Annotated in this window: 10 protein-coding genes, 3 tRNA genes and 3 rRNA genes; 3 read left to right on the forward strand and 13 right to left on the reverse strand. The window is 60.1% G+C overall.

Annotated elements, in window-relative coordinates:
• Window position 1 precedes the first annotated feature (1 nt).
• A complete protein-coding gene (locus tag Tchl_RS14500) occupies window positions 2–3,025 on the reverse strand; it encodes a Tn3 family transposase (RefSeq protein ID WP_004355858.1) in 3,024 nt (1,007 codons plus the stop codon).
• Between the two features lie 923 nt (window positions 3,026–3,948).
• Between Tchl_RS14500 and Tchl_RS14505 the strand changes: the two genes are divergently transcribed.
• Both Tchl_RS14505 and Tchl_RS14510 read left to right on the forward strand, forming a co-directional pair.
• Window positions 3,949–4,455 carry a hypothetical protein gene (locus tag Tchl_RS14505; RefSeq protein WP_075149027.1) on the forward strand — a complete coding sequence of 169 codons (507 nt, stop codon included), beginning with the start codon at window positions 3,949–3,951 and terminating at the stop codon, window positions 4,453–4,455.
• 161 nt (window positions 4,456–4,616) lie between these two features.
• Window positions 4,617–5,192: a YIP1 family protein gene (locus Tchl_RS14510; RefSeq protein WP_083945249.1), complete on the forward strand. Its 576-nt coding sequence runs from the start codon at window positions 4,617–4,619 to the stop codon at window positions 5,190–5,192.
• Window positions 5,193–5,282: 90 nt separating this feature from the next.
• On the opposite strand, the gene Tchl_RS14515 is transcribed toward Tchl_RS14510, so the two are convergent.
• Entirely contained in the window at window positions 5,283–5,687 is a 405-nt protein-coding gene (locus Tchl_RS14515) for a ribonucleotide reductase subunit alpha (RefSeq protein ID WP_075149028.1), read from the reverse strand.
• 124 nt (window positions 5,688–5,811) lie between these two features.
• Between Tchl_RS14515 and Tchl_RS14520 the strand changes: the two genes are divergently transcribed.
• Window positions 5,812–6,405, forward strand: coding sequence for a class I SAM-dependent methyltransferase (locus Tchl_RS14520; protein WP_232311598.1), 594 nt, complete (start codon window positions 5,812–5,814; stop codon window positions 6,403–6,405).
• Window positions 6,406–6,474: 69 nt separating this feature from the next.
• Here the strand turns inward: Tchl_RS14520 and Tchl_RS14525 are convergent, their stop codons facing one another.
• The 11 genes from Tchl_RS14525 to lon all read right to left on the reverse strand — a co-directional run bounded on the left by Tchl_RS14525 (window position 6,475) and on the right by lon (window position 20,052).
• Window positions 6,475–8,559 (reverse strand): molybdopterin-dependent oxidoreductase, encoded by a 2,085-nt coding sequence (locus Tchl_RS14525; protein ID WP_075149029.1) that lies wholly within the window; start codon window positions 8,557–8,559, stop codon window positions 6,475–6,477.
• 27 nt (window positions 8,560–8,586) lie between these two features.
• Window positions 8,587–10,071, reverse strand: a complete 1,485-nt coding sequence (locus Tchl_RS14530; protein ID WP_198158959.1) for a bifunctional diguanylate cyclase/phosphodiesterase — start codon at window positions 10,069–10,071, stop codon at window positions 8,587–8,589.
• Between the two features lie 84 nt (window positions 10,072–10,155).
• The gene (locus Tchl_RS14535; protein WP_075149031.1) at window positions 10,156–11,334 is read right to left on the reverse strand and encodes a phospholipase A; all 1,179 of its coding nucleotides are present in this window, start codon (window positions 11,332–11,334) and stop codon (window positions 10,156–10,158) included.
• A gap of 226 nt (window positions 11,335–11,560) precedes the next feature.
• A 5S ribosomal RNA gene (gene rrf / locus Tchl_RS14540) occupies window positions 11,561–11,674 on the reverse strand.
• A gap of 106 nt (window positions 11,675–11,780) precedes the next feature.
• Window positions 11,781–14,667 (reverse strand): 23S ribosomal RNA (locus Tchl_RS14545).
• Window positions 14,668–14,918: 251 nt separating this feature from the next.
• Window positions 14,919–14,994 (reverse strand) — tRNA-Ala (locus Tchl_RS14550).
• Window positions 14,995–15,021: 27 nt separating this feature from the next.
• Window positions 15,022–15,098, reverse strand: a tRNA-Ile gene (locus Tchl_RS14555).
• Window positions 15,099–15,174: 76 nt separating this feature from the next.
• A 16S ribosomal RNA gene (locus Tchl_RS14560) occupies window positions 15,175–16,713 on the reverse strand.
• Together the 16S, 23S and 5S rRNA genes with 3 tRNA genes alongside form the textbook arrangement of a ribosomal RNA operon.
• Before the next feature lie 304 nt (window positions 16,714–17,017).
• Window positions 17,018–17,093, reverse strand: a tRNA-Val gene (locus tag Tchl_RS14565).
• A gap of 46 nt (window positions 17,094–17,139) precedes the next feature.
• A complete protein-coding gene (locus Tchl_RS14570) occupies window positions 17,140–17,508 on the reverse strand; it encodes an HU family DNA-binding protein (RefSeq protein WP_268810528.1) in 369 nt (122 codons plus the stop codon).
• 117 nt (window positions 17,509–17,625) lie between these two features.
• On the reverse strand, window positions 17,626–20,052 hold the full coding sequence (lon, locus tag Tchl_RS14575; protein ID WP_075149033.1) for an endopeptidase La: 2,427 nt from the start codon (window positions 20,050–20,052) through the stop codon (window positions 17,626–17,628).
• Window positions 20,053–20,154: the final 102 nt, after the last annotated feature.

Genomic DNA, 20,154 nt, shown 5'->3' on the forward strand with positions numbered 1-20,154 from the left:
CTCAGGCTCTGCGCGTCGCGCGCCGCATGTCCTGCACCGACGCGGCCGCTTGTTGAAAGGTGTCGTCCGCGATCCAGGCTTCGGGTTTGCGCTTGAGTTTCAGGCTGTACTCGCCGAAGCGCTTGACGTGCGCGACCTGGTAGGGACTCAGAAAGCTGACATCGTTTTCCGTGATCTGCCAGCCTTCATGCCGGAGGTCGCCCAACGTGCGCATCATGTCGACGGTGTTCTGCAGGATCAGGGCGGAGGCCACCAGATCGTTGTAGCGCAGGCGCTTCTGCTGTTCGTCCGGCTCGTTCACCGCGATCACGTCGCCACCGAAGGACAGCCATTTGGCAAAGCCGTTGTAGGACTCGATCTTGTTGGTGTTGGCGGTGATCTCCTGGCGCAGCTCACGACTGCCGATCCACTCCAGCAGGAAGCCCGTGCGGATCACGTTGCCCAGTTCCTGCGCCGCGAAATACAGACGGTTCTTGCGGCTGTAGCTGCCCAGCTTGCGCAGCAGGGTGGCCGAAGAAATCTTGCCGGCGTAGATCGACAAGGCCACCTGCATCAGATCCTGCCAGTGCCGCTCGATGAGGTTCCAGTCCACGCTGTCGCCGAACAGGCGGTTGATGTACTTGTACTTCACCGCCTTGTCCGGCCGGAACAGCGTCAGATTTTTCCAGTTCCGGATGCGCGGCATCAGCTTGATGCCCAGCAGATGGGTGAAGGCAAACACTGTGGCCGACTGGCCCTGGGTGTCGGCATGCACGGTATCCGCTTCGACCGACAGGCCGGCCTTGAGCAGTCCCTCGATCACGTAGATCGCTTCCCACACACCGGGCGGAATGAAGTGGCGGAACACCGCGATGTAATTGTTGGCCACGTGCCGGTAGGCGACGGCGCCCATCTTGCGGTAACGGAAGTGGTAACCCGCGAGCAGGTTTTCGTCGTAGAAATCGTACTGCGTACCGTCGGCGGCGACCGTCTTGCCATCACCCCATATCTTGGGGAGATCCAGGCGCAGATATACCTCGTTGAGCTCGCGTTGGGCCGCTTCCAGGCTCTCCAGTGAGAGGTGGCGCCGATTGACGAAGGACAGCATGTGCGGCGTGACGCCGCTGTTGCCCAGATGGCGCGCCGCCTGTGTGGGCCCGAGGTTGCAGCCCATGGCGAAGATCGTCAGCAGGTAGCGCTCGGCCGGCTGCTTGAGCTTGGCCATGTTGCCCGATAGTGGCCCGAAGTGCCGCGTGAAGCCCATCCAGTGTTCGATGTTGGCGAGCACGTCCAGAATGTGCCGCGCCGGCATGCGCTGGGTCAGCGCGTTCTGCAGCGACATAACCGAAGGCGGGATTTCGCGCGCAATCGGCTTGCGCAACACGGGTTCTCCGCTGGCAGTCAGGGCCACATCGCCGCGGCATTCAGGAAACGTGTCATCCAGGTGCTGCGCGGTGTCGGTGAGCCAGTCGCGCAAACTGCTGGCAAAGGTCGTTGCGTCCTGCGGCAGGCCAATCTTGTCGCAGTAGGCGGGTAACAACTCCTGGCATTCCTCCCACGAAAGCAACTGATCGCGGTAATCGGCGAACTCCTCCGAGCCGACGATACTGAGATCGCCAGAGCGCAACTCCTCGGCGAGGTAGGAGAAGACACAGATTTCGAGGTTGCGCCGGCTTAAGCCCAGACCGAAACCATCGCCGCTGTCGCCCTCGCGCAGGAGCTTGCGCCAGCGGTCCGAGGCGAAGGAAAGGTCAATGCTCTCCGTAATCCACTCGATGCGATGCTTGTCCTGGTAGGTCTTGATGAGGTTCAAAGCGTCGATCAGCGTCCGATCCTGGGTGGTGGCGCGGATGTCGAGCAAATGCACGAGCCGGAACAGGATGGAGCGATGGCTCTTGAAGTGTTTCCACACGAGCGGCAGGTAGTTGTTGCCGCTGGTCGCCTGCACCTGGGCACAGGTCTCGCGGACCCCGTGGACTCCACCTGCGGGTGCAAGGTATTCGCGTATCTGAGCGCCGGCCGCCGCATTGTCCGGTTCGCCGTCGAGGATGGCGAGCACGCCATCCAGCGTGCCGATCAGGCGCTCGATCTGGCCGCGCTGCCCGAACTGGATCTGGTCGAGCTCTTCCTTGGCGCGTTTGTGAATCGTGGCCACGCGGCGCAGGAACATCTCGGCCAACTGATCCCGCGCGCGCACCTGCATGCGCCGGATCAGGGCCACCAGCAGGGTGTAACGCTTGGTCTCGGCGCATTCGCGCAACTCGGACACGTCATAGGCCATGGCCTGGGCGGCGAAGTGGCGAATCTTGGTGTCGGGAAGGCCTGCAAGGACGTCATCCCCCGCCGTGATCGAATCCAGCCATTCCAGATGCTCCACCAGCATATCGAGATGCTTGCGGGTCGGGCGTTTCGCGGATTTCTTGAGCTCGTTGTATTCGCTTTGGCGGCGTTCCAGTTTGTCCGTGACCAGCAGCGCCTGTAGGGCTTCGAGTTGTTGGGGGGTGATACGGTGAAATACCTTACCGAACACCCGGTTCTGCACGGCAGCGTGGGCCTTCTCTGCCAAATCGTCGAGCGTCGAGAAGGCGGGGAGTTCGTAGCGCGCCTGGAGCACCCCCTCGATTATCCCATTGATGATGTCGGCACGCTGATCCATGAGCTCAGCCGCATCGCAGGCAAAGCGTTCTGCTTGGCGCATCGCATCGTGCCCATGGAAGGGTTTGACGTTAAGCAAGCCCAGCACCATGGCTTTGTGCCGAAAGAGGGTGCGTTCGACGGGGTATTCGATCCGTATCGCGTCACCGAAACCGAGGCCATTCCGGACGTGGGTGATCACCTCGGAAGGTATCTTGTCGAGGCTAGGAAAGTAGCGCAAGTGCTGGAAAACTTTGAGCAGGACGGCCAGTCCGAGTCGGGTCCCGGCAGAACGGCCGGCCGACTTCAGCCAGTTGATTTCTTCATCCTGCAGAGTAAAGAACTGTCGCAGGTCACTCGGTGAGTAGTAGCTCAGAAACTGCGGGTATGCAGTGCGCTCCAGTGACGCCATCCTGATCCTCCGGTATCCGTGCCAGCATGCAAGGGTAACGGAGAATTGCAGCGGTTGGCACGTCATCAGGATTAGTTGTAGATCAACCGGTTACAGGTGATATGTACAGTTTTTCCCCTTATCCCGGTCATACGCCAATTTGAACCGGCCGTCGTCAAGGCGATGTTCGAAATCCGCCCGCGCATCCCCCGCATCCGCCGCCTCGCCGCCGAACGCGCGCCACGTCTCCTCGAAGCGCACCGGCAAGACTACTGGTGGCGACAGGCGTAGCCCGTCCAAACCCGGACAGGATAGGCCGATCCCATACGGCTCCCCCGGGCAATGAATCGGAACCAGGAGCCCTGATCACTCGGCGCTTGTCGGTCGGGAACACCGGATCGGACTGATCTGCAAGATCATTTTCGATGTGCGCCGTCACGACATTACCACCCCGGGGGTAACCTCAAAGATCGGCAGGAACGGCCGGATAGGACGACAATGAGCGCATGCGATTAGCGGGAGCCACGTCCTTATGGCAAATAAGAGCAGGCATCGTGGCGGAAGCCGCCACCGTCGTGCCAATCGAGTACTGACCGGGGCCCCCCGATGAAGTCGGCCTTTTCGAAGTGGGTCATGCCTAGCGCAGCGGTCTGCTGCGTCGTGTTCTTGGGCTGCTCCACGCCAAATTACGAAATCAAGCGCACGAGATTTCTGCTGGATGTGCACGTGGAGCCGCGCCTCGATATGCCAGGGTTATGCACATTCGACGAAACCACGAATACCTGCACAATATTCCTGCAGTCCTACCCAGGCTGCCTGCTGCATGAGATCCGTCACTGCATCGAAGGGCAATGGCATCCAAGGCGTGATTCGTGGGCGGATTGCTACTAGCATCCGGGCTTCTTCTCGGCATGCGTCCCCGACACCTACCAGGAGATCCCGGCATGGCACACCGTCTTCCTCGCTCTGCGTTGCGGCTGTCAGCAGCCTTCGGCGCCGCACTGTTCGCCTTCGGCTGCACCACCCCGAGCCCAAAAGAAGCTGCCGCACCGGCGCCGCCATCGGCAACCGGTGAACGGTTCCAGGTCCGCCTCGATGGCGGTTTCGTGGTCGATTACCAGGTCGAACGCAGGATTTCCGCACTCGACCGGAAAAGCTGCTTCGCCTTCATTACCGGCACACTGGCCAACACTTCGGCGCAGACACTCAGCCGCCGCTCGATCCTCGACGTCACCGTGTTCAGCCAGGGCAAACAGTTGTTCCGGGACTTGAGCAACCCGGTGAGGGATGTGCCACCCGGAACCCGGGTGATGTTCGAAATGGTCGTGTCACCGGTCCACAAGGGCAACTGTCCGAGTTACGACCGGATCGACATTTCTTTACGCCAGGCGTCTGCCAATAACGCTCCGGCCACATCCAACCGAGACACTCACTCCACGATGCCGAAGTAGGTGCGGGATTGTGAGGCGCGGGATGGTGCCCCCCGCGCAGCTCGTCTCACCCAAAAACATCATGCCATGATATAAATACCTCCGAGCGCTCATCCACGCCCGCAGCCGGGACATGTCTGCCCCGTCCGCATCCCCGCCAGGGCGCTGCAAAAGGAGGGATCATGATGAAATTCCTGCACTTTCCACCAATGATGTGGTCGTCGAGTGCGGCCTGGGACGAGATCGCACGTACCCGCCCTTCCATCGTCTCGATGATTTTCGGGTTGGTCCTGCCGCTGTCGGCCCTGCCTCCGCGAATGCTCATTCATGCCGCGGATCACATTGGCGCACGCTATTTTCCCGACGCCCCGGCTGATTCCTGGCGCCTTGCGGCACTACTGTTCTTCGTCGCCGAGATCGTTTCCTTGCTACTGATGAGCTGGCTGATTCGGGAAGTCTCGAAGACCCGGAAAGGGAGCGCCGACATCCATGACGCGTTCACCGTCGCCGCGGTTGCCGCGCTTCCACTGTGGCTGTCGTCCCTCGTCCTGCTCCAGCACGGAATCGTCCCGGTGATTGTGATCCCCTTGCTCGCCCTCGCCGCCTCTGTCGCCTTGATCCGGTACGGCGTCGACAATCTGCTGCAGGTCCGCGAGCCGATCAATGCGTTCGAACTTGCCGTAATCGTCACCAGCAGCGGCGTATTCGCGTGGATCGTCCTGGTCGGTATCGCCCTGGCCCCTGTGCTCGCCAGCTGATTTCCGCCCCAGCTTCCACCGTTTCGGGCACATCGCGGAAAAACCCCGGCTACGCCAGCGGCAGGCGGGCCAGGGTAGGGTTCTGCCCGCTCAACCGAACTGGAGCTGCTCTCCGTCCGCGCGGTAGGCCAGCAGATGGCTGACGATGCCGCCCTGGATCGATTTGATCATGGCCTCCAGCGCCTGCTGGGTCGCTTCGTCGCTCGGCTCCTGCGATCCCTGCCCGCCCAGGCAGCCGACGAACACCACATCCCAGAGCTGGCCCATGTGCCGCGACTCTTCGACCAGCTCGGCGAAGCTCTGGATTTCGTCCGTCTTTTTGTCTACGAACATGACTGGGGCCAGCGTGCCGCCCTGGCCGCGCTCGAAGCGGCGCTTCTGCTCCGGCGTCGCATCTTCGGGGAGTTCGGCTCGCGCAAAGACGAACAGCAACCGCTGCGGCTCGGCTTGCCTGCGTGCCGCCTCCAAAAGCCCCTGGAACTCTGAAATCATCATTTTCCCTCGTTCAAAATGGAGCGCATTTTGTCACAGAACAGCACGCTGTCCAGCCATCCAAGCCCGCCTGCACGAAGCGTGCGCCCGCCTGGGGTATATCCAAACGTAACGATCTTCCCCACGAATGTGGGGCAAGGATTACGATAAAAATCTTGTCCAACCTTGGCGTAACTTCATGCCCGTAGAACTGCTGATTGCAATGCTACGAGATCCGGCCTCGACGGGCGCACTGCTGCCCTCGTCGCGCGCGCTGGCAAGAGCCATGGCCAACGCCGCCACCGGTGCCGACCTGATCGTAGAGCTCGGAGCAGGCACCGGCGCCGTCACCCGTGCCCTGCTTCATGCCCAGCCCCACGTACCGCTGATCGCAGTGGAACTGCAGCCGCCTCTTGCACAACGGCTGAAAGCCTGTTGCCCGACCGCGGATGTACGCCAGGCTGCAGCGAAAGAGGTCGTGGACGCCTTGATCGACGCGCAGGGCAAGGTCGTCCTCATTTCCAGCCTTCCGTTCCGCTCCCTGCCCCGCCGCGTGGCGAGCGAAACGGCCACCTGCCTGTGCCGGTTCCTTGAACGGAACCCCGCGCGCAAGCTGGTCCAGTTCACCTATCAGCCCAGAGCGCCATTCGGCGCCCCACCCGGTCTGCAGTGGCAACGGACATCGGTAGTTTGGCGCAACACACCACCGGCCGGGATATGGGAGCTACAAGCGGTGTCCTGACCACCAGGCCGGGAACACCCCCAGCCCCCTCAACCCCCATTTTGCAATCCACCGGTTTGTTCAATCCGGTTACTCAGCACGCCGTCCATCCCCCGGCGCTCGAAGAAGGACATCGCACGGGACGCCGCGCAAGGCATTGCTGCCTGCGACCGAATCGAAGCGCTCCCCGTCCATGCAGGCGTTGTAGTTGATCGGCCTGAGGGCGTCCCACCAGCCGTAGTGGGACCATACCGTACCGGCGGCGAGCCGGGCATTGAGTACGGCATGGCAGTGCATTTCACCGCACTGCGTCTTGATCACGATGGCGTCGCCGGAAGCAACCCCGCGGGCAGTGGCGACATCCGGCGCCAGTTCGGCCTCGGGTCTTGGCTGGCGCCGCCGCAATCCGGCCAACTGGCGGAACTGGCTGTGGCAGTAAGGAACCGTCTTGCCGCAGGTCAGCACGAAGGGGTGCAAGGGGTCGGGTTGCGTCGAAACGGGGCTGGGCAGACCGGGTGCGCCGATGTCGACCAGCGCGTCAGACCACAACGTGATTCGCGGCACGGGCGGCTCGGCGCTCAGGTGGGGAGAGGCCAGCCCCCGCGGGCAGGCTCTCAACGCCGCGGCATCGAGGCCGGAGGGAGCCAGAACGTGCTCGAGGCCGGCCTCCGGATCGCCGCCGAAGAAGCGCTCGGCCAAGCCCAGCACCTTGGCCAGTTCGAACACGATCCGGGTGTCAGGCCAGGCTTCGCCGGGCGGGGCGACAAGCGCCGGCCTGAGCTGGAGATGAGCCTCGGCCTGCTCCCCGATCATGAAGCCGGCCTGCAACCCCTCGCGCTCCCAGCACGAGGCGGCCGGCAGCAGGAGGTCGGCCCAGCGGGCCGTCGGAGTCACGAAGAGTTCGGTCTGAATGAAGAAATCAAGCTTCGCCAAGGCCTCTTCGGTGTGTCGCGTGGCGGGCTTCGAGACCAGGAAATTGCTGCCGAAGGCGAGCAACGCCCGGATCGGGTAAGGCTGTCCGGTGACGATGGTGCGGAACAGGTCACGGCTGGTGATCCATCCTCGCGCTGGGGGACCCAGCGGCCGCTCCGCCAGCCCGAGGGTGTCCCGGCGCATGGCGGCGGCGTCGAAAGCGGCGACATCGTTGATTTTCGGCCGGGGAAACCAGCGGTTCCCGCCTCGCTGGCCGAGGCTTCCGGTCAGAGCGTAGAGAATGTTGATCGCGCGCGTCGTGGCGGTCGCGTTCTCCTGCTGGCAGGTGCCGGTCCAGGTGATCAGGCTGATCGGGCGGGCAGTTGCGAGCAGATCTGCGGCCTGGCGCAGCCGCGGCACGTCGACGCCGGTCTGCGCCTCGACCCTGTCGGGCGTCCACCCCGCGGCAGCCTGCTCCAAGCACTCGAGGACCGTTGTGTCGCCACTGGGGGCAGGGTCGAAGGCGTCGGAGCAGGATCGCAGAAACGCGAGATCGGCATCTCCGTTTTCCAGCAGCAGGTGGATCAGCCCGAGCGCAAGCACGGCGTCGGTGCCCGGGCGAACCGGCAGCCAGAGGTCGGCGCTATTGGCCAGGCCGCCTTGGCGGGGATCGATCACGACAAGACGGGCTCCGCGACGCTGTGCCGCACGGATCCGTTCGGCTTGTGCCAGCCAGCTAACGGCAGGATTGCTGCCCCAGAGCACGATGCAGCCGGTGTGCTCGAAATCCGGCGTACCGAGGCTGTTCCCCCAGGTCAACCGGGGCGTGAAGTCGCGGTGCCAGTTGCAGTTTTCAGTTGCAAACACCATGTTGGGGCTACCCCAGTAATGGGCCAGCCGGTGAATCCAGGCAAAGCTGTCGGCGATTGCCGTGCCGCTCGGGGTCGCCACCGCAAATGCCGTCGCTTTGGGACCGGCTGCAGCAAGCCGCTCTCCTGCAATGCCCAACGCCTCGTCCCACGTGATGGGCTTCCAGCCTGGGTCGTCATCCCCTTTGGGGCGCGTGCGTCGTAAAGGCGTAGTCAGCCGGTCGGAGTGGGCGACCAGTTCCGGCGCAGCGCGCGCCTTGACACAGATCGCCTTGCCGGTGGGGTGCTGGGGATCGGGGTCGACCCGCAGCAAGCGTCCGTCCTGCACAGTCGCCAGACAACCGCAGCGGGAAAAGCACAAGGCACAATAAGTCGGGATGGTATGTTGTGTCATCGTTCTCCCCCATCCGGGTCGGCTACCCTACTGCTGCCCAGTGGCGAGCGCGGAGCACCGCTTGCTCGCGCCCTTCGCTCGGTACATCGCCGCATCGGCCTGTTCGAGCAGCCTCTCGCTCGTACTCTGGCCACCGACGCAGGAGGCGATGCCGATGCTCACTGAGATCCGGATTCCCGATCCAGCGATGGTGTAAGGCCTGGAAAGGCTTTCTACCAGCTTCTCCGCAACCCCTTCGGCCGCACCGGCCCCGGTCGTGAACATCGCGACCACGAACTCGTCTCCGCCCAGCCGCACGGCAAGATCTGAGCCGCGAATTCCCGCCCTGAGGCGCTCGGCCACCGCCCGCAACAACTCATCACCGGCGGCATGGCCGAAACGATCATTGACCGGCTTGAAATCGTCCAGGTCGATGTAAAGCAGCGCCATCTCGCCGCCCTGCCGGCGGGACAGGGCGAGTTGCCGGTCGACGATTTCTTTCAATAGTGTGCGATTTCCGAGGCCGGTCAGCGCATCGTGATGGGCATCGTGGCGCGCCCGCTGCAACACCCTGGAGGCCTGCATCAAAGCCTCACCGACCTCGTCGGCTTCCCGCAGGTGAAAGGAAGGTATCGTCACCGCCTGGCCGCATCCCACATGTAGCGCGTGGCCGGACAATCCGCGAAAGGCCCCGGTGATCCGCCCACCGAGCCCCCATGCAAGCACCAGGCTGCCGCCGAGCAGAGCAACCGTGCCCGCAACCAGCCAGCCCAGCGACTGTTCGAGCTGCGCGGTGAATGTTTCCCGAGGAATGCTGATGACCACGGTCCACGCGGAGACCGCCGATCGGCTGAAAGCCGAGATCACCGGCACACCTTCGGCAGTGAGCGTCTCGAGCGAACCCGCCGCGCTTGCCCGCATCACCTCCGCGAGCGACGAAACGGCCCGTTGTCCGATGAAGCGCTCCGGCTGATGGGTGCGAGCGACGAGGTTTCCCCCGCCATCGAACAATTCGCCGATCCAGCCCGGCGGAAGGCGCTGTTGGTCCAGGATCGCGGACAGGCGATCGGGGAAAAACCCCATGCTCAGGTTGTAGTGGACGCGGCCGTCGCGGAAAACCGGAACCGAAACACTGAGCGCGGGGCGCCGCATGAGCGGGCCGAAGAAAAGATCGGACACCACTGGCTGCCGGGAGTCGAGCACTTTCTGCAGCTGGGGCATGGCCACATGTGGCAAAGGCGCGCCAAAGGAGCGGAAAGTGTTGACCCACTGACGCCCGCCGGTATCGGCCAGGACGATATTATCGCCAGCGCGGATGGACAGTGCATCCATGGCCTGCGCATGAAAGGCGGCGAGATCGCCCGAGTTCAGATGGGGCGAGGTCGCGAGCACCTGCAGGGCGGACTCCACGGCCGCCAATTCGCGATCGACCACCGAACTCAGGGCACGGGCTGTAGCGACAGTATCGCGCACGAGCTGGGTGCTTTCCCTCTGATAGCCATAGACGATCAGCGCCGCCGCCATCAAGGCCATGGGGACGATGCAGGCCGCGACCAGCAATGTCAGGCGAGAGCGAACAGTGGCGGCCTTTCCTGAACTCATATGAAAAAATGATATTTATCTGACAAGCGAGACGCCGAGCCTGAACTGCGAACCGCGCGACTCACTGTAGTCGATCAACGTTTCACCGTGCCCCCTGAAATACTGTAGGTGAACAAAGGCCCCCACGCCCGAAAAAATGCTTCGCCGCAGCGGATAAGACAGGTCGAGCTGCGCGCTCGTCTTTCCCGCACTGCCGCGCCGCAGCAGGCCGCTAAGCATCAATCCGTCATCGCGGCCGAAGCGTATCTCGAGTTCGCCATAGCCTCGATATTCGGCGATATCGGGATTATCTTCCTTGTCGAGGTAAGCCCACACCTTAGGTGCGATCCCCATGTACGTACGCCCATCACTGAAGTGTCGTCGCGCTTCGGCACGCAAAAACAACATGTCGATGCTGCGCGAATCAGCACCATCCTTGCCGTTCGACTCATGTTCGTAGCCTCCCGAAAACGCCATCCAGCCCCCGTTTTCAGGGGTCGATAGCCTCCAGCGGTAAAACAGCGAAGGCCGGAAGCTGGTATCGCGGAACGGCTTGGAGTGCGCATCCAGATCCCACAACGAGGTCTGAGTGAAGCCAAAATACAGCCCCCGCACGACCGGAAAGTTCTCGGCAATCATGCCTTGGTCATCGAACAGGCGATAGCGGAAACTGAACTGGAACCGTGCCGAGCGAGGGTCGTTGCCGCCAAGCAGAAAATACATCGGTTCATGAAAACCAAGTGCATTAGGTTGGGCAGGCTCGATCGTCGGTCCTTCGGGCGCTGTTCCGGGTTGCAACCGCCCAGAGGCCTGCTGTCTGGCCGAAAGTGCCACCGCGACGGGGGAGGTTCCGGCTTCAATCAACATCCGGGCCGTAGGTACATCGCGCAAAGTCAGCGTAGCCACCCCGACCGCCTCCTGCGGCCATCGCCCAACGTAACGCCGCTGACCAGATGTCTCCTGCTCGGAAGCGGTTAGCTCGAGTGCGATCTGCGGCCCTGCGAGGGACAACTCGACAACGCCGGAGATACGATCGGGCAATTCATCCGCGCCGGGAAGGCGAATGACGATGACGGAAAAAAAGCCTCCCGGTTCGGCACTCGGGTTCTGCGAAGCCAGTAACCACCCCGCTGCCTGCGCCTGGCATCCCCAAGCCAGAACGACTGCAACACCCCATGTCCGAGCACGGTCCGATAGAGCACGAAAAGGGTTCATTGGATTTCCCTTCTGGACATCACACCCCTGAGTCACACCATATTCGGCCATGATACCCGGAGTATTAACGCTGAATGATCCTCGTGTTTTCTTTTCTGGGTTCGCTTTTCGGGTTTTTGAAGAGTAATCCTGCTTGTTGTATTGAATAGTTGTTGGCACAAGAGTTGCGAGAGTTGTTGACGCAAAAACGCCCAGACAGGGTATCTGGGCGTTTTTTTATGGGTTAGTCTGACGATGACCTACTTTCACGAGGGCGGGCCTCACTATCATCGGCGCACATGCGTTTCACGGTCCTGTTCGGGAAGGGAAGGGGTGGTACCGCACGGCTATGGTCGTCAGACTTTGACTTGTCACCTGCAGCGGAGCAGGCCAAAGGAGGAAGAAGTGTTGTGTGATTGTCGGGTTTGTTACCCGATGAAACGAGTTCGTATTGTTTTGAAGGTTATAGGATCAAGCCGCACGGGCAATTAGTACCGGTTAGCTGAACGTGTTGCCACGCTTGCACACCCGGCCTATCAACGTTGTGGTCTTCAACGACCCTTCAGGGGGCTCGAGGCCCCGGGGAAGTCTCATCTTGAGGCGAGTTTCCCGCTTAGATGCTTTCAGCGGTTATCTCTTCCGCACATAGCTACCCGGCGATGCGACTGGCGTCACAACCGGTACACCAGGGGTGCGTCCACTCCGGTCCTCTCGTACTAGGAGCAGGCCCTCTCAAACTTCCAGCGCCCACGGCAGATAGGGACCAAACTGTCTCACGACGTTTTAAACCCAGCTCACGTACCACTTTAAATGGCGAACAGCCATACCCTTGGGACCGGCTACAGCCCCAGGATGTGATGAGCCGACATCGAGGTGCCAAACTCCGCCGTCGATGTGAACTCTTGGGCGGAATCAGCCTGTTATCCCCAGAGTACCTTTTATCCGTTGAGCGATGGCCCTTCCATACAGAACCACCGGATCACTATGACCTGCTTTCGCACCTGCTCGACGTGTGGGTCTCGCAGTCAAGCCACCTTTTGCCATTGCACTATCAGTACGATGTCCGACCGTACCTAGGTGACCTTCGTACTCCTCCGTTACCTTTTGGGAGGAGACCGCCCCAGTCAAACTGCCCACCATGCACGGTCCCCGACCTGGATTCACAGGCCTGGGTTAGAACCTCGACGACACCAGGGTGGTATTTCAAGGTTGGCTCCACCGGAACTAGCGTCCCGGCTTCAAAGCCTCCCACCTATCCTACACAAGTCCCGTCAAAGTCCAATGCAAAGCTACAGTAAAGGTTCATGGGGTCTTTCCGTCTAGCCGCGGGGAGATTGCATCTTCACAAACATTTCAACTTCGCTGAGTCTCAGGAGGAGACAGTGTGGCCATCGTTACGCCATTCGTGCAGGTCGGAACTTACCCGACAAGGAATTTCGCTACCTTAGGACCGTTATAGTTACGGCCGCCGTTTACCGGGGCTTCGATCAAGAGCTTGCACCCCATCACTTAACCTTCCGGCACCGGGCAGGCGTCACACCGTATACGTCCACTTTCGTGTTTGCACAGTGCTGTGTTTTTAATAAACAGTCGCAGCCACCGATTCTCTGCGGCCCCTTCGCCCTTCGGATGTTCTCCTACAAGCTAACGGGGCATACCTTCTCCCGAAGTTACGGTATCAATTTGCCGAGTTCCTTCTCCTGAGTTCTCTCAAGCGCCTTGGTATTCTCTACCAGCCCACCTGTGTCGGTTTGCGGTACGGTCACTCTATGACTGAAGCTTAGAGGCTTTTCCTGGAAGCTGGGTATCACTCGCTTCGGACCGCAAGGGTCCTCGTTATCATGCCTCAGCTTAGCCGCGCGGATTTGCCTACGCAGCACGCCTACACACTTGAACCACCTATTCCAACAGATGGCCGAGCTAACCTTCTCCGTCCCCCCATCGCATCATAGAGCGGTACAGGAATATTGACCTGTTTCCCATCGACTACGCATTTCTGCCTCGCCTTAGGGGCCGACTCACCCTGCGCCGATGAACGTTGCGCAGGAAACCTTGGGCTTACGGCGAGGGTGCTTTTCACACCCTTTATCGCTACTCATGTCAGCATTCGCACTTCCGATACCTCCAGCATCCCTTACGAGACACCTTCGCAGGCTTACGGAACGCTCCCCTACCACGTGTCAAAGACACATCCGCAGCTTCGGTTCATGGCTTGAGCCCCGTTACATCTTCCGCGCAGGACGACTCGACTAGTGAGCTATTACGCTTTCTTTAAAGGGTGGCTGCTTCTAAGCCAACCTCCTAGCTGTCTGGGCCTTCCCACCTCGTTTGCCACTTAGCCATGCATTTGGGACCTTAGCTGGCGGTCTGGGTTGTTTCCCTCTTGACACCGGACGTTAGCACCCGATGTCTGTCTGCCGTATATCACTTTGCGGTATTCGGAGTTTGCTATCGCGGGGTAGATCGCAATGACCCCCCCAACGATTACAGTGCTCTACCCCCGCAAGTGTCCGTACGACGCACTACCTAAATAGTTTTCGGGGAGAACCAGCTATTTCCGGATTTGTTTAGCCTTTCACCCCTATCCACAGCTCATCCCCTAACTTTTCAACGTTAGTGGGTTCGGACCTCCAGTACCTGTTACGGCACCTTCATCCTGGCCATGGATAGATCATCCGGTTTCGGGTCTACGCCCAGCAACTCTGACGCCCTTATCAGACTCGCTTTCGCTACGCCTCCCCTATTCGGTTAAGCTCGCTACTGAACGTAAGTCGCTGACCCATTATACAAAAGGTACGCAGTCACCCCACAAGGAGGCTCCCACTGTTTGTATGCATGCGGTTTCAGGATCTATTTCACTCCCCTCCCGGGGTTCTTTTCGCCTTTCCCTCACGGTACTGGTTCACTATCGGTCGATCACGAGTATTTAGCCTTGGAGGATGGTCCCCCCATCTTCAGACAGGATTTCTCGTGTCCCGCCCTACTTGTCGCACGCTCAGACCCGCCACCGGCTTTTCGCATACGGGACTATCACCCTGTATCGTCGGACTTTCCAGACCGTTTTGCTAAGCTGATGGTTTAGTCGTGCAGGCTACTCCGCGTTCGCTCGCCACTACTTGCGGAATCTCGGTTGATTTCTGTTCCTCGAGCTACTTAGATGTTTCAGTTCGCTCGGTTCGCCTCCTCAGACCTATGTATTCAGTCTGGGATACCCCTTGCGGGGTGGGTTTCCCCATTCGGACATCGTGGGATCAAAGCTCTATTGCCAGCTCCCCCACGCTTTTCGCAGGCTTACACGTCCTTCATCGCCTGTGATCGCCAAGGCATCCACCACATGCACTTAGTCGCTTGATCCTATAACCTTGGACCCTCCATTGAAGGCCCACTGTACAAGGACGAACTCGTTTGTGCGATCCAGCGCTGCGCTGACAAGCTCAGCACTGGATCAATGCAATCACACAACTTGCAGTGCGCACCGGCTCGATGCACACTGCACTTCTTCCACTTTGTTAAAGAGCACGACTCGTAAAGAGTCAGGACTGAACTACCTTCCGGCACCTCACGCCTGACGCCTCACGCACCTCGAAGAGCACCGGCTCGAAACCTGGTGGAGCTGGTCGGGATCGAACCGACGACCTACGGCTTGCAAAGCCGCCGCTCTCCCAGCTGAGCTACAGCCCCATACTGTCTCGAACAACCAAAAATTCCTGGTGGGTCTGGTTGGGTTCGAACCAACGACCCCCGCCTTATCAAGACGGTGCTCTAACCAGCTGAGCTACAGACCCTCTTATCTACTTCGAGGCTCTTCGCTTGAACAACCGATAAGTTGTGGATACTTGGCCGCCGTGACCTGTTCTCTTGAAAGGAGGTGATCCAGCCGCACCTTCCGATACGGCTACCTTGTTACGACTTCACCCCAGTCATGAATCTCACCGTGGTAAGCGCCCTCCCGAAGGTTAAGCTACCTACTTCTGGTGAAACCCACTCCCATGGTGTGACGGGCGGTGTGTACAAGACCCGGGAACGTATTCACCGCAGCATGCTGATCTGCGATTACTAGCGATTCCGACTTCACGTAGTCGAGTTGCAGACTACGATCCGGACTACGATCGGCTTTTTGGGATTGGCTCCACCTCGCGGCTTGGCAACCCTCTGTACCGACCATTGTATGACGTGTGAAGCCCTACCCATAAGGGCCATGAGGACTTGACGTCATCCCCACCTTCCTCCGGTTTGTCACCGGCAGTCTCACTAGAGTGCCCAACCAAATGATGGCAACTAGTGACAAGGGTTGCGCTCGTTGCGGGACTTAACCCAACATCTCACGACACGAGCTGACGACAGCCATGCAGCACCTGTGTTCTGGCTCCCGAAGGCACCCTCGCCTCTCAGCAAGGTTCCAGACATGTCAAGGGTAGGTAAGGTTTTTCGCGTTGCATCGAATTAATCCACATCATCCACCGCTTGTGCGGGTCCCCGTCAATTCCTTTGAGTTTTAACCTTGCGGCCGTACTCCCCAGGCGGTCGACTTCACGCGTTAGCTGCGTCACTCAGTGCATTGCTGCTCCGAACGACTAGTCGACATCGTTTAGGGCGTGGACTACCAGGGTATCTAATCCTGTTTGCTCCCCACGCTTTCGTGCATGAGCGTCAGTACAGGCCCAGGGGGCTGCCTTCGCCATCGGTGTTCCTCCTGATATCTACGCATTTCACTGCTACACCAGGAATTCCACCCCCCTCTGCCGTACTCTAGCCTTGCAGTCACAAACGCAGTTCCCAGGTTGAGCCCGGGGATTTCACATCTGTCTTACAAAACCGCCTGCGCACGCTTTACGCCCAGTAATTCCGATTAACGCTCGCACCCTACGTATTACCGCGGCTGCTGGCACGTAGTTAGCCGGTGCTTCTTAGTCCGGTACCGTCATCCACACACTATGTTAGAGTGCGCGATTTCTTCCCGGCCGAAAGAGCTTTACAACCCGAAGGCCTTCTTCACTCACGCGGCATGGCTGGATCAGGGTTGCCCCCATTGTCCAAAATTCCCCACTGCTGCCTCCCGTAGGAGTCTGGGCCGTGTCTCAGTCCCAGTGTGGCGGATCATCCTCTCAGACCCGCTACGGATCGTCGCCTAGGTGAGCCTTTACCTCACCTACTAGCTAATCCGACATCGGCCGCTCCAATCGCGCGAGGTTCCGAAGAATCCCCCGCTTTCTCCCTCAGGACGTATGCGGTATTAGCGTACCTTTCGATACGTTATCCCCCACGACATGGGCACGTTCCGATGCATTACTCACCCGTTCGCCACTCGCCGGCAGGCCGAAGCCCCCGCTGCCGTTCGACTTGCATGTGTAAAGCATGCCGCCAGCGTTCAATCTGAGCCAGGATCAAACTCTTAAGTTCAATCCTACAAAGTACTCAAAATACTGACTTAATCAGCATGAGCACCCAATCATTGTGAAACCAAAGCAACTCGCGTCGCTTCCGGCCACAACCACCAAGCACCCACACTTATCGGTTGTCCAACTTTTTAAAGAACCGCTGCCCGTGCAGCGAAGGAGGCGAATTATGTATTTTTGAAAACCCGCCGTCAACCGCTTTTCAAACTTATTTTCTCGAGTACATCTGCATTGAATCGCAGCATCGACGACACATCGAAACAGCGGGCCGAAAACAAACCCGGAACAAGTCCGGGCTTTTGAATTCCTGGTGGGTGCTGACGGGATCGAACCGCCGACATCCAGCTTGTAAGGCTAGCGCTCTACCAACTGAGCTAAGCACCCGCGCCTAGGCCACCTTCGACGATGAAGCCGGCAGCAGCAAAGTCCGTCAGTTTACCGACTCCTTCAGACTTTTGCCAGCGCGGAATTTAGGAACCTTGGCAGCCTTGATTTTGATGTTCTTCCCGGTGCGCGGATTGCGCCCGGTACGGGCGGCGCGCTCGCCAAGATAGAAGGAACCGAAGCCCACCAAGGTGACAGTATCGTTTTGCCGGAGCGCTTCGGTCACGGTTGCGACCGCGGCGTCGAGTGCGCGCCCGGCGTCCGCTTTGGTGAGTGAGGCCTTCTCCGCAATGCTAGAGACAAGTTCTTGTTTATTCATGTAACCCCTCCGGATGTGAACTGCGTTCGAACGAACTTCACCAGATCCGCGCCAGGCGCGGGACTCAGAGCCACTCAAGAAACCAGACTGCTTCACGCGCCTTCTTATAGCGCGCTGAATTCAGGCCTGTCAACGACAGTTCAGTTACGACTACGGCCGCTCCCCGATGAAGTCCGGGACGGCCGTAGTCGGGGCGGCATCGAAGGGAACTGCTCAGTGAGCGCGCACCCCCGTCTGCGTACCGGAGGCCTCTTCCGTGGTGCCTGCCACCGTCGCAGCCACACTCGCCGATTCTTCCGGAAGCGGCTCGGGCTTACGCTCGAGCGCCAACTCGAGGACGCGGTCGATCCACTTCACAGGTACGATCTCGATCGCGTTCTTGATGTTGTCCGGAATCTCGGCCAGATCCTTGACGTTTTCCTCCGGAATCAGTGCGGTCCGGATGCCACCGCGAACGGCCGCCAGAAGCTTTTCCTTGAGGCCGCCGATCGCCAGAACCTCTCCGCGCAAGGTGATCTCCCCGGTCATCGCGACATCGCAGCGCACCGGAATACCGGTCAGTACCGACACCAGCGCCGTAGAGATCGCGATCCCCGCCGAAGGACCATCTTTCGGTATAGCCCCCTCGGGCAGGTGAATGTGGACGTCGCTTTTCTGATGAAACTCCGGATCGATACCGAGCGAACGTGCGCGCTTGCGCACCACCGAAAGGGCTGCCTGGATCGACTCCTGCATTACCTCGCCAAGCTTGCCAGTGGTCAGCACCTTGCCCTTCCCGGGCAGTTGCACCGCCTCGACGGTAAGCAGTTCGCCACCGACTTCGGTCCACGCTAGGCCGGTAACCTGGCCGATCTGGTTTTCCTTTTCGGCCATGCCGAAGCTGTACTTGCGTACGCCGAGGAACTTGTCGAGGCTCTTCGCGTTGACCACCACCTTGCTGCTGCGGCTCTTCAGCAAGAGCTGCTTGACCACCTTCCGGCAGACTTTTGAAATCTCCCGCTCGAGACTGCGCACCCCCGCTTCACGCGTGTAATAGCGCACGATGTCGCGCAGCGCATCCTCGGTCAGCGACATCTCCTCCGACTTCAGGCCATTGTTCTTCATCTGCTTGGGTAGCAGGTAACGCTGGGCGATGTTGACCTTCTCGTCTTCGGTATACCCCGACAGACGGATCACCTCCATGCGGTCGAGGAGTGCGGCCGGAATGTTCAAGGTGTTGGCCGTAGCGACGAACATCACATCGGAAAGATCGAAGTCGACCTCGACGTAATGGTCCTGAAAGGTGTGATTTTGCTCCGGGTCGAGCACTTCGAGCAAAGCCGAGGACGGATCGCCACGGAAGTCCATGCCGAGCTTGTCGACCTCATCGAGCAGGAACAACGGATTCTTGACCCCGACCTTGCCCATGTTCTGCAGGATTTTCCCCGGCATCGAGCCGATATAGGTGCGTCGATGGCCACGAATCTCGGCCTCGTCACGCACCCCTCCCAGGGCCATGCGGATGAACTTGCGGTTGGTCGCCTTGGCGATCGACTGGCCGAGCGAGGTTTTTCCCACACCCGGGGGGCCGACCAGGCACAGGATCGGCGCCTTGACCTTGTCCACACGCTGCTGCACGGCAAGGTACTCGAGGATCCGTTCCTTGACGCGCTCCAGTCCGTAGTGATCCTTGTCCAGTACCTTCTCAGCCTCGAGCAGGTCTTTGCTGACGCGCGACTTTTTCTTCCACGGCAGGCCGATCAGGGTGTCGATGTAGTTGCGGACGACGGTCGCCTCGGCCGACATCGGCGACATCAGACGCAGCTTCTTGAACTCGGCCTCAGCCTTGGCCAAGGCCTCCTTGGGCATCCCGGCGGCCTTGATCTTCTTGTCCATCTCTTCCAGGTCAGCGCCGTCCTCGCCTTCGCCGAGCTCCTTCTGGATCGCCTTGACCTGCTCATTCAGGTAGTACTCGCGCTGGCTCTTCTCCATCTGGCGCTTGACCCGGCCACGGATGCGCTTTTCCACCTGCAGGATGTCGAGTTCGCCCTCGAGCTGGGTCAGCAGCTTGTCAAGACGGGCGCCGGTATCGAACATTTCCAGCACCTCCTGCTTCTGCTCCAGGCGCAGCGGCAGGTGGGCGGCGATCGTGTCGGCAAGACGACCTGCTTCCTCGATCCCGGCAAGCGAGCCGAGGATTTCGGGCGGGATCTTCTTGTTGAGCTTAACGTACTGATCGAACTGGGCGATGATCGCGCGCCGCATTGCTTCCAGTTCATTGTCGCCACTCTCGGCGGCCGGAACCGGTCTCACCGTTGCGACGAACAGGCTGTGCTGATCTTCGACGGTATCGATATGAGCCCGTTGCACGCCTTCGACCAGCACCTTGATGGTGCCGTCGGGCAACTTGAGCATCTGCAGGATGTTGGCGATGCAGCCGATCGAATACAGGTCCTCGACCGACGGCTCATCCTTGGCGGCAGACTTCTGCGCCACCAACAAGATGCTCTTGCCCGCCTCCATTGCGCTTTCCAGCGCCTTGATGCTCTTGGGGCGGCCGACGAACAGCGGGATGACCATGTGCGGGAAAACGACCACGTCGCGCAGCGGCAACAGCGGCATTTCCATCGCTTCGTTGGGGAGGTCAGCAGGACCCGACATTTTTCTTTCCTTAAGGCAAAAGGTCACACCCATGTATGGGCGTGACCTGGAAACTCAAGCAGCGGGTTCAATTCGACCCCGCACACAGTCGGTGCGGGGTGC

Source organism: Thauera chlorobenzoica (genome assembly GCF_001922305.1).
Classification (GTDB): Bacteria; Pseudomonadota; Gammaproteobacteria; order Burkholderiales; family Rhodocyclaceae; genus Thauera; species Thauera chlorobenzoica.

Bases quoted from the DNA above. Each gene is read 5' to 3' on its own strand.
- Tchl_RS14500 (WP_004355858.1), bottom strand. From the start codon at position 3,025: ATGGCGTCACTGGAGCGCACTGCATACCCGCAGTTTCTGAGCTACTAC.
- Tchl_RS14530 (WP_198158959.1), bottom strand. From the start codon at position 10,071: ATGGCCTTGATGGCGGCGGCGCTGATCGTCTATGGCTATCAGAGGGAA.
- Tchl_RS14525 (WP_075149029.1), bottom strand. From the start codon at position 8,559: ATGACACAACATACCATCCCGACTTATTGTGCCTTGTGCTTTTCCCGC.
- Tchl_RS14520 (WP_232311598.1), top strand. From the start codon at position 5,812: ATGTGGGGCAAGGATTACGATAAAAATCTTGTCCAACCTTGGCGTAAC.
- lon (WP_075149033.1), bottom strand. From the start codon at position 20,052: ATGTCGGGTCCTGCTGACCTCCCCAACGAAGCGATGGAAATGCCGCTG.
- Tchl_RS14515 (WP_075149028.1), bottom strand. From the start codon at position 5,687: ATGATGATTTCAGAGTTCCAGGGGCTTTTGGAGGCGGCACGCAGGCAA.
- Tchl_RS14505 (WP_075149027.1), top strand. From the start codon at position 3,949: ATGGCACACCGTCTTCCTCGCTCTGCGTTGCGGCTGTCAGCAGCCTTC.
- Tchl_RS14535 (WP_075149031.1), bottom strand. From the start codon at position 11,334: ATGAACCCTTTTCGTGCTCTATCGGACCGTGCTCGGACATGGGGTGTT.
- Tchl_RS14510 (WP_083945249.1), top strand. From the start codon at position 4,617: ATGATGAAATTCCTGCACTTTCCACCAATGATGTGGTCGTCGAGTGCG.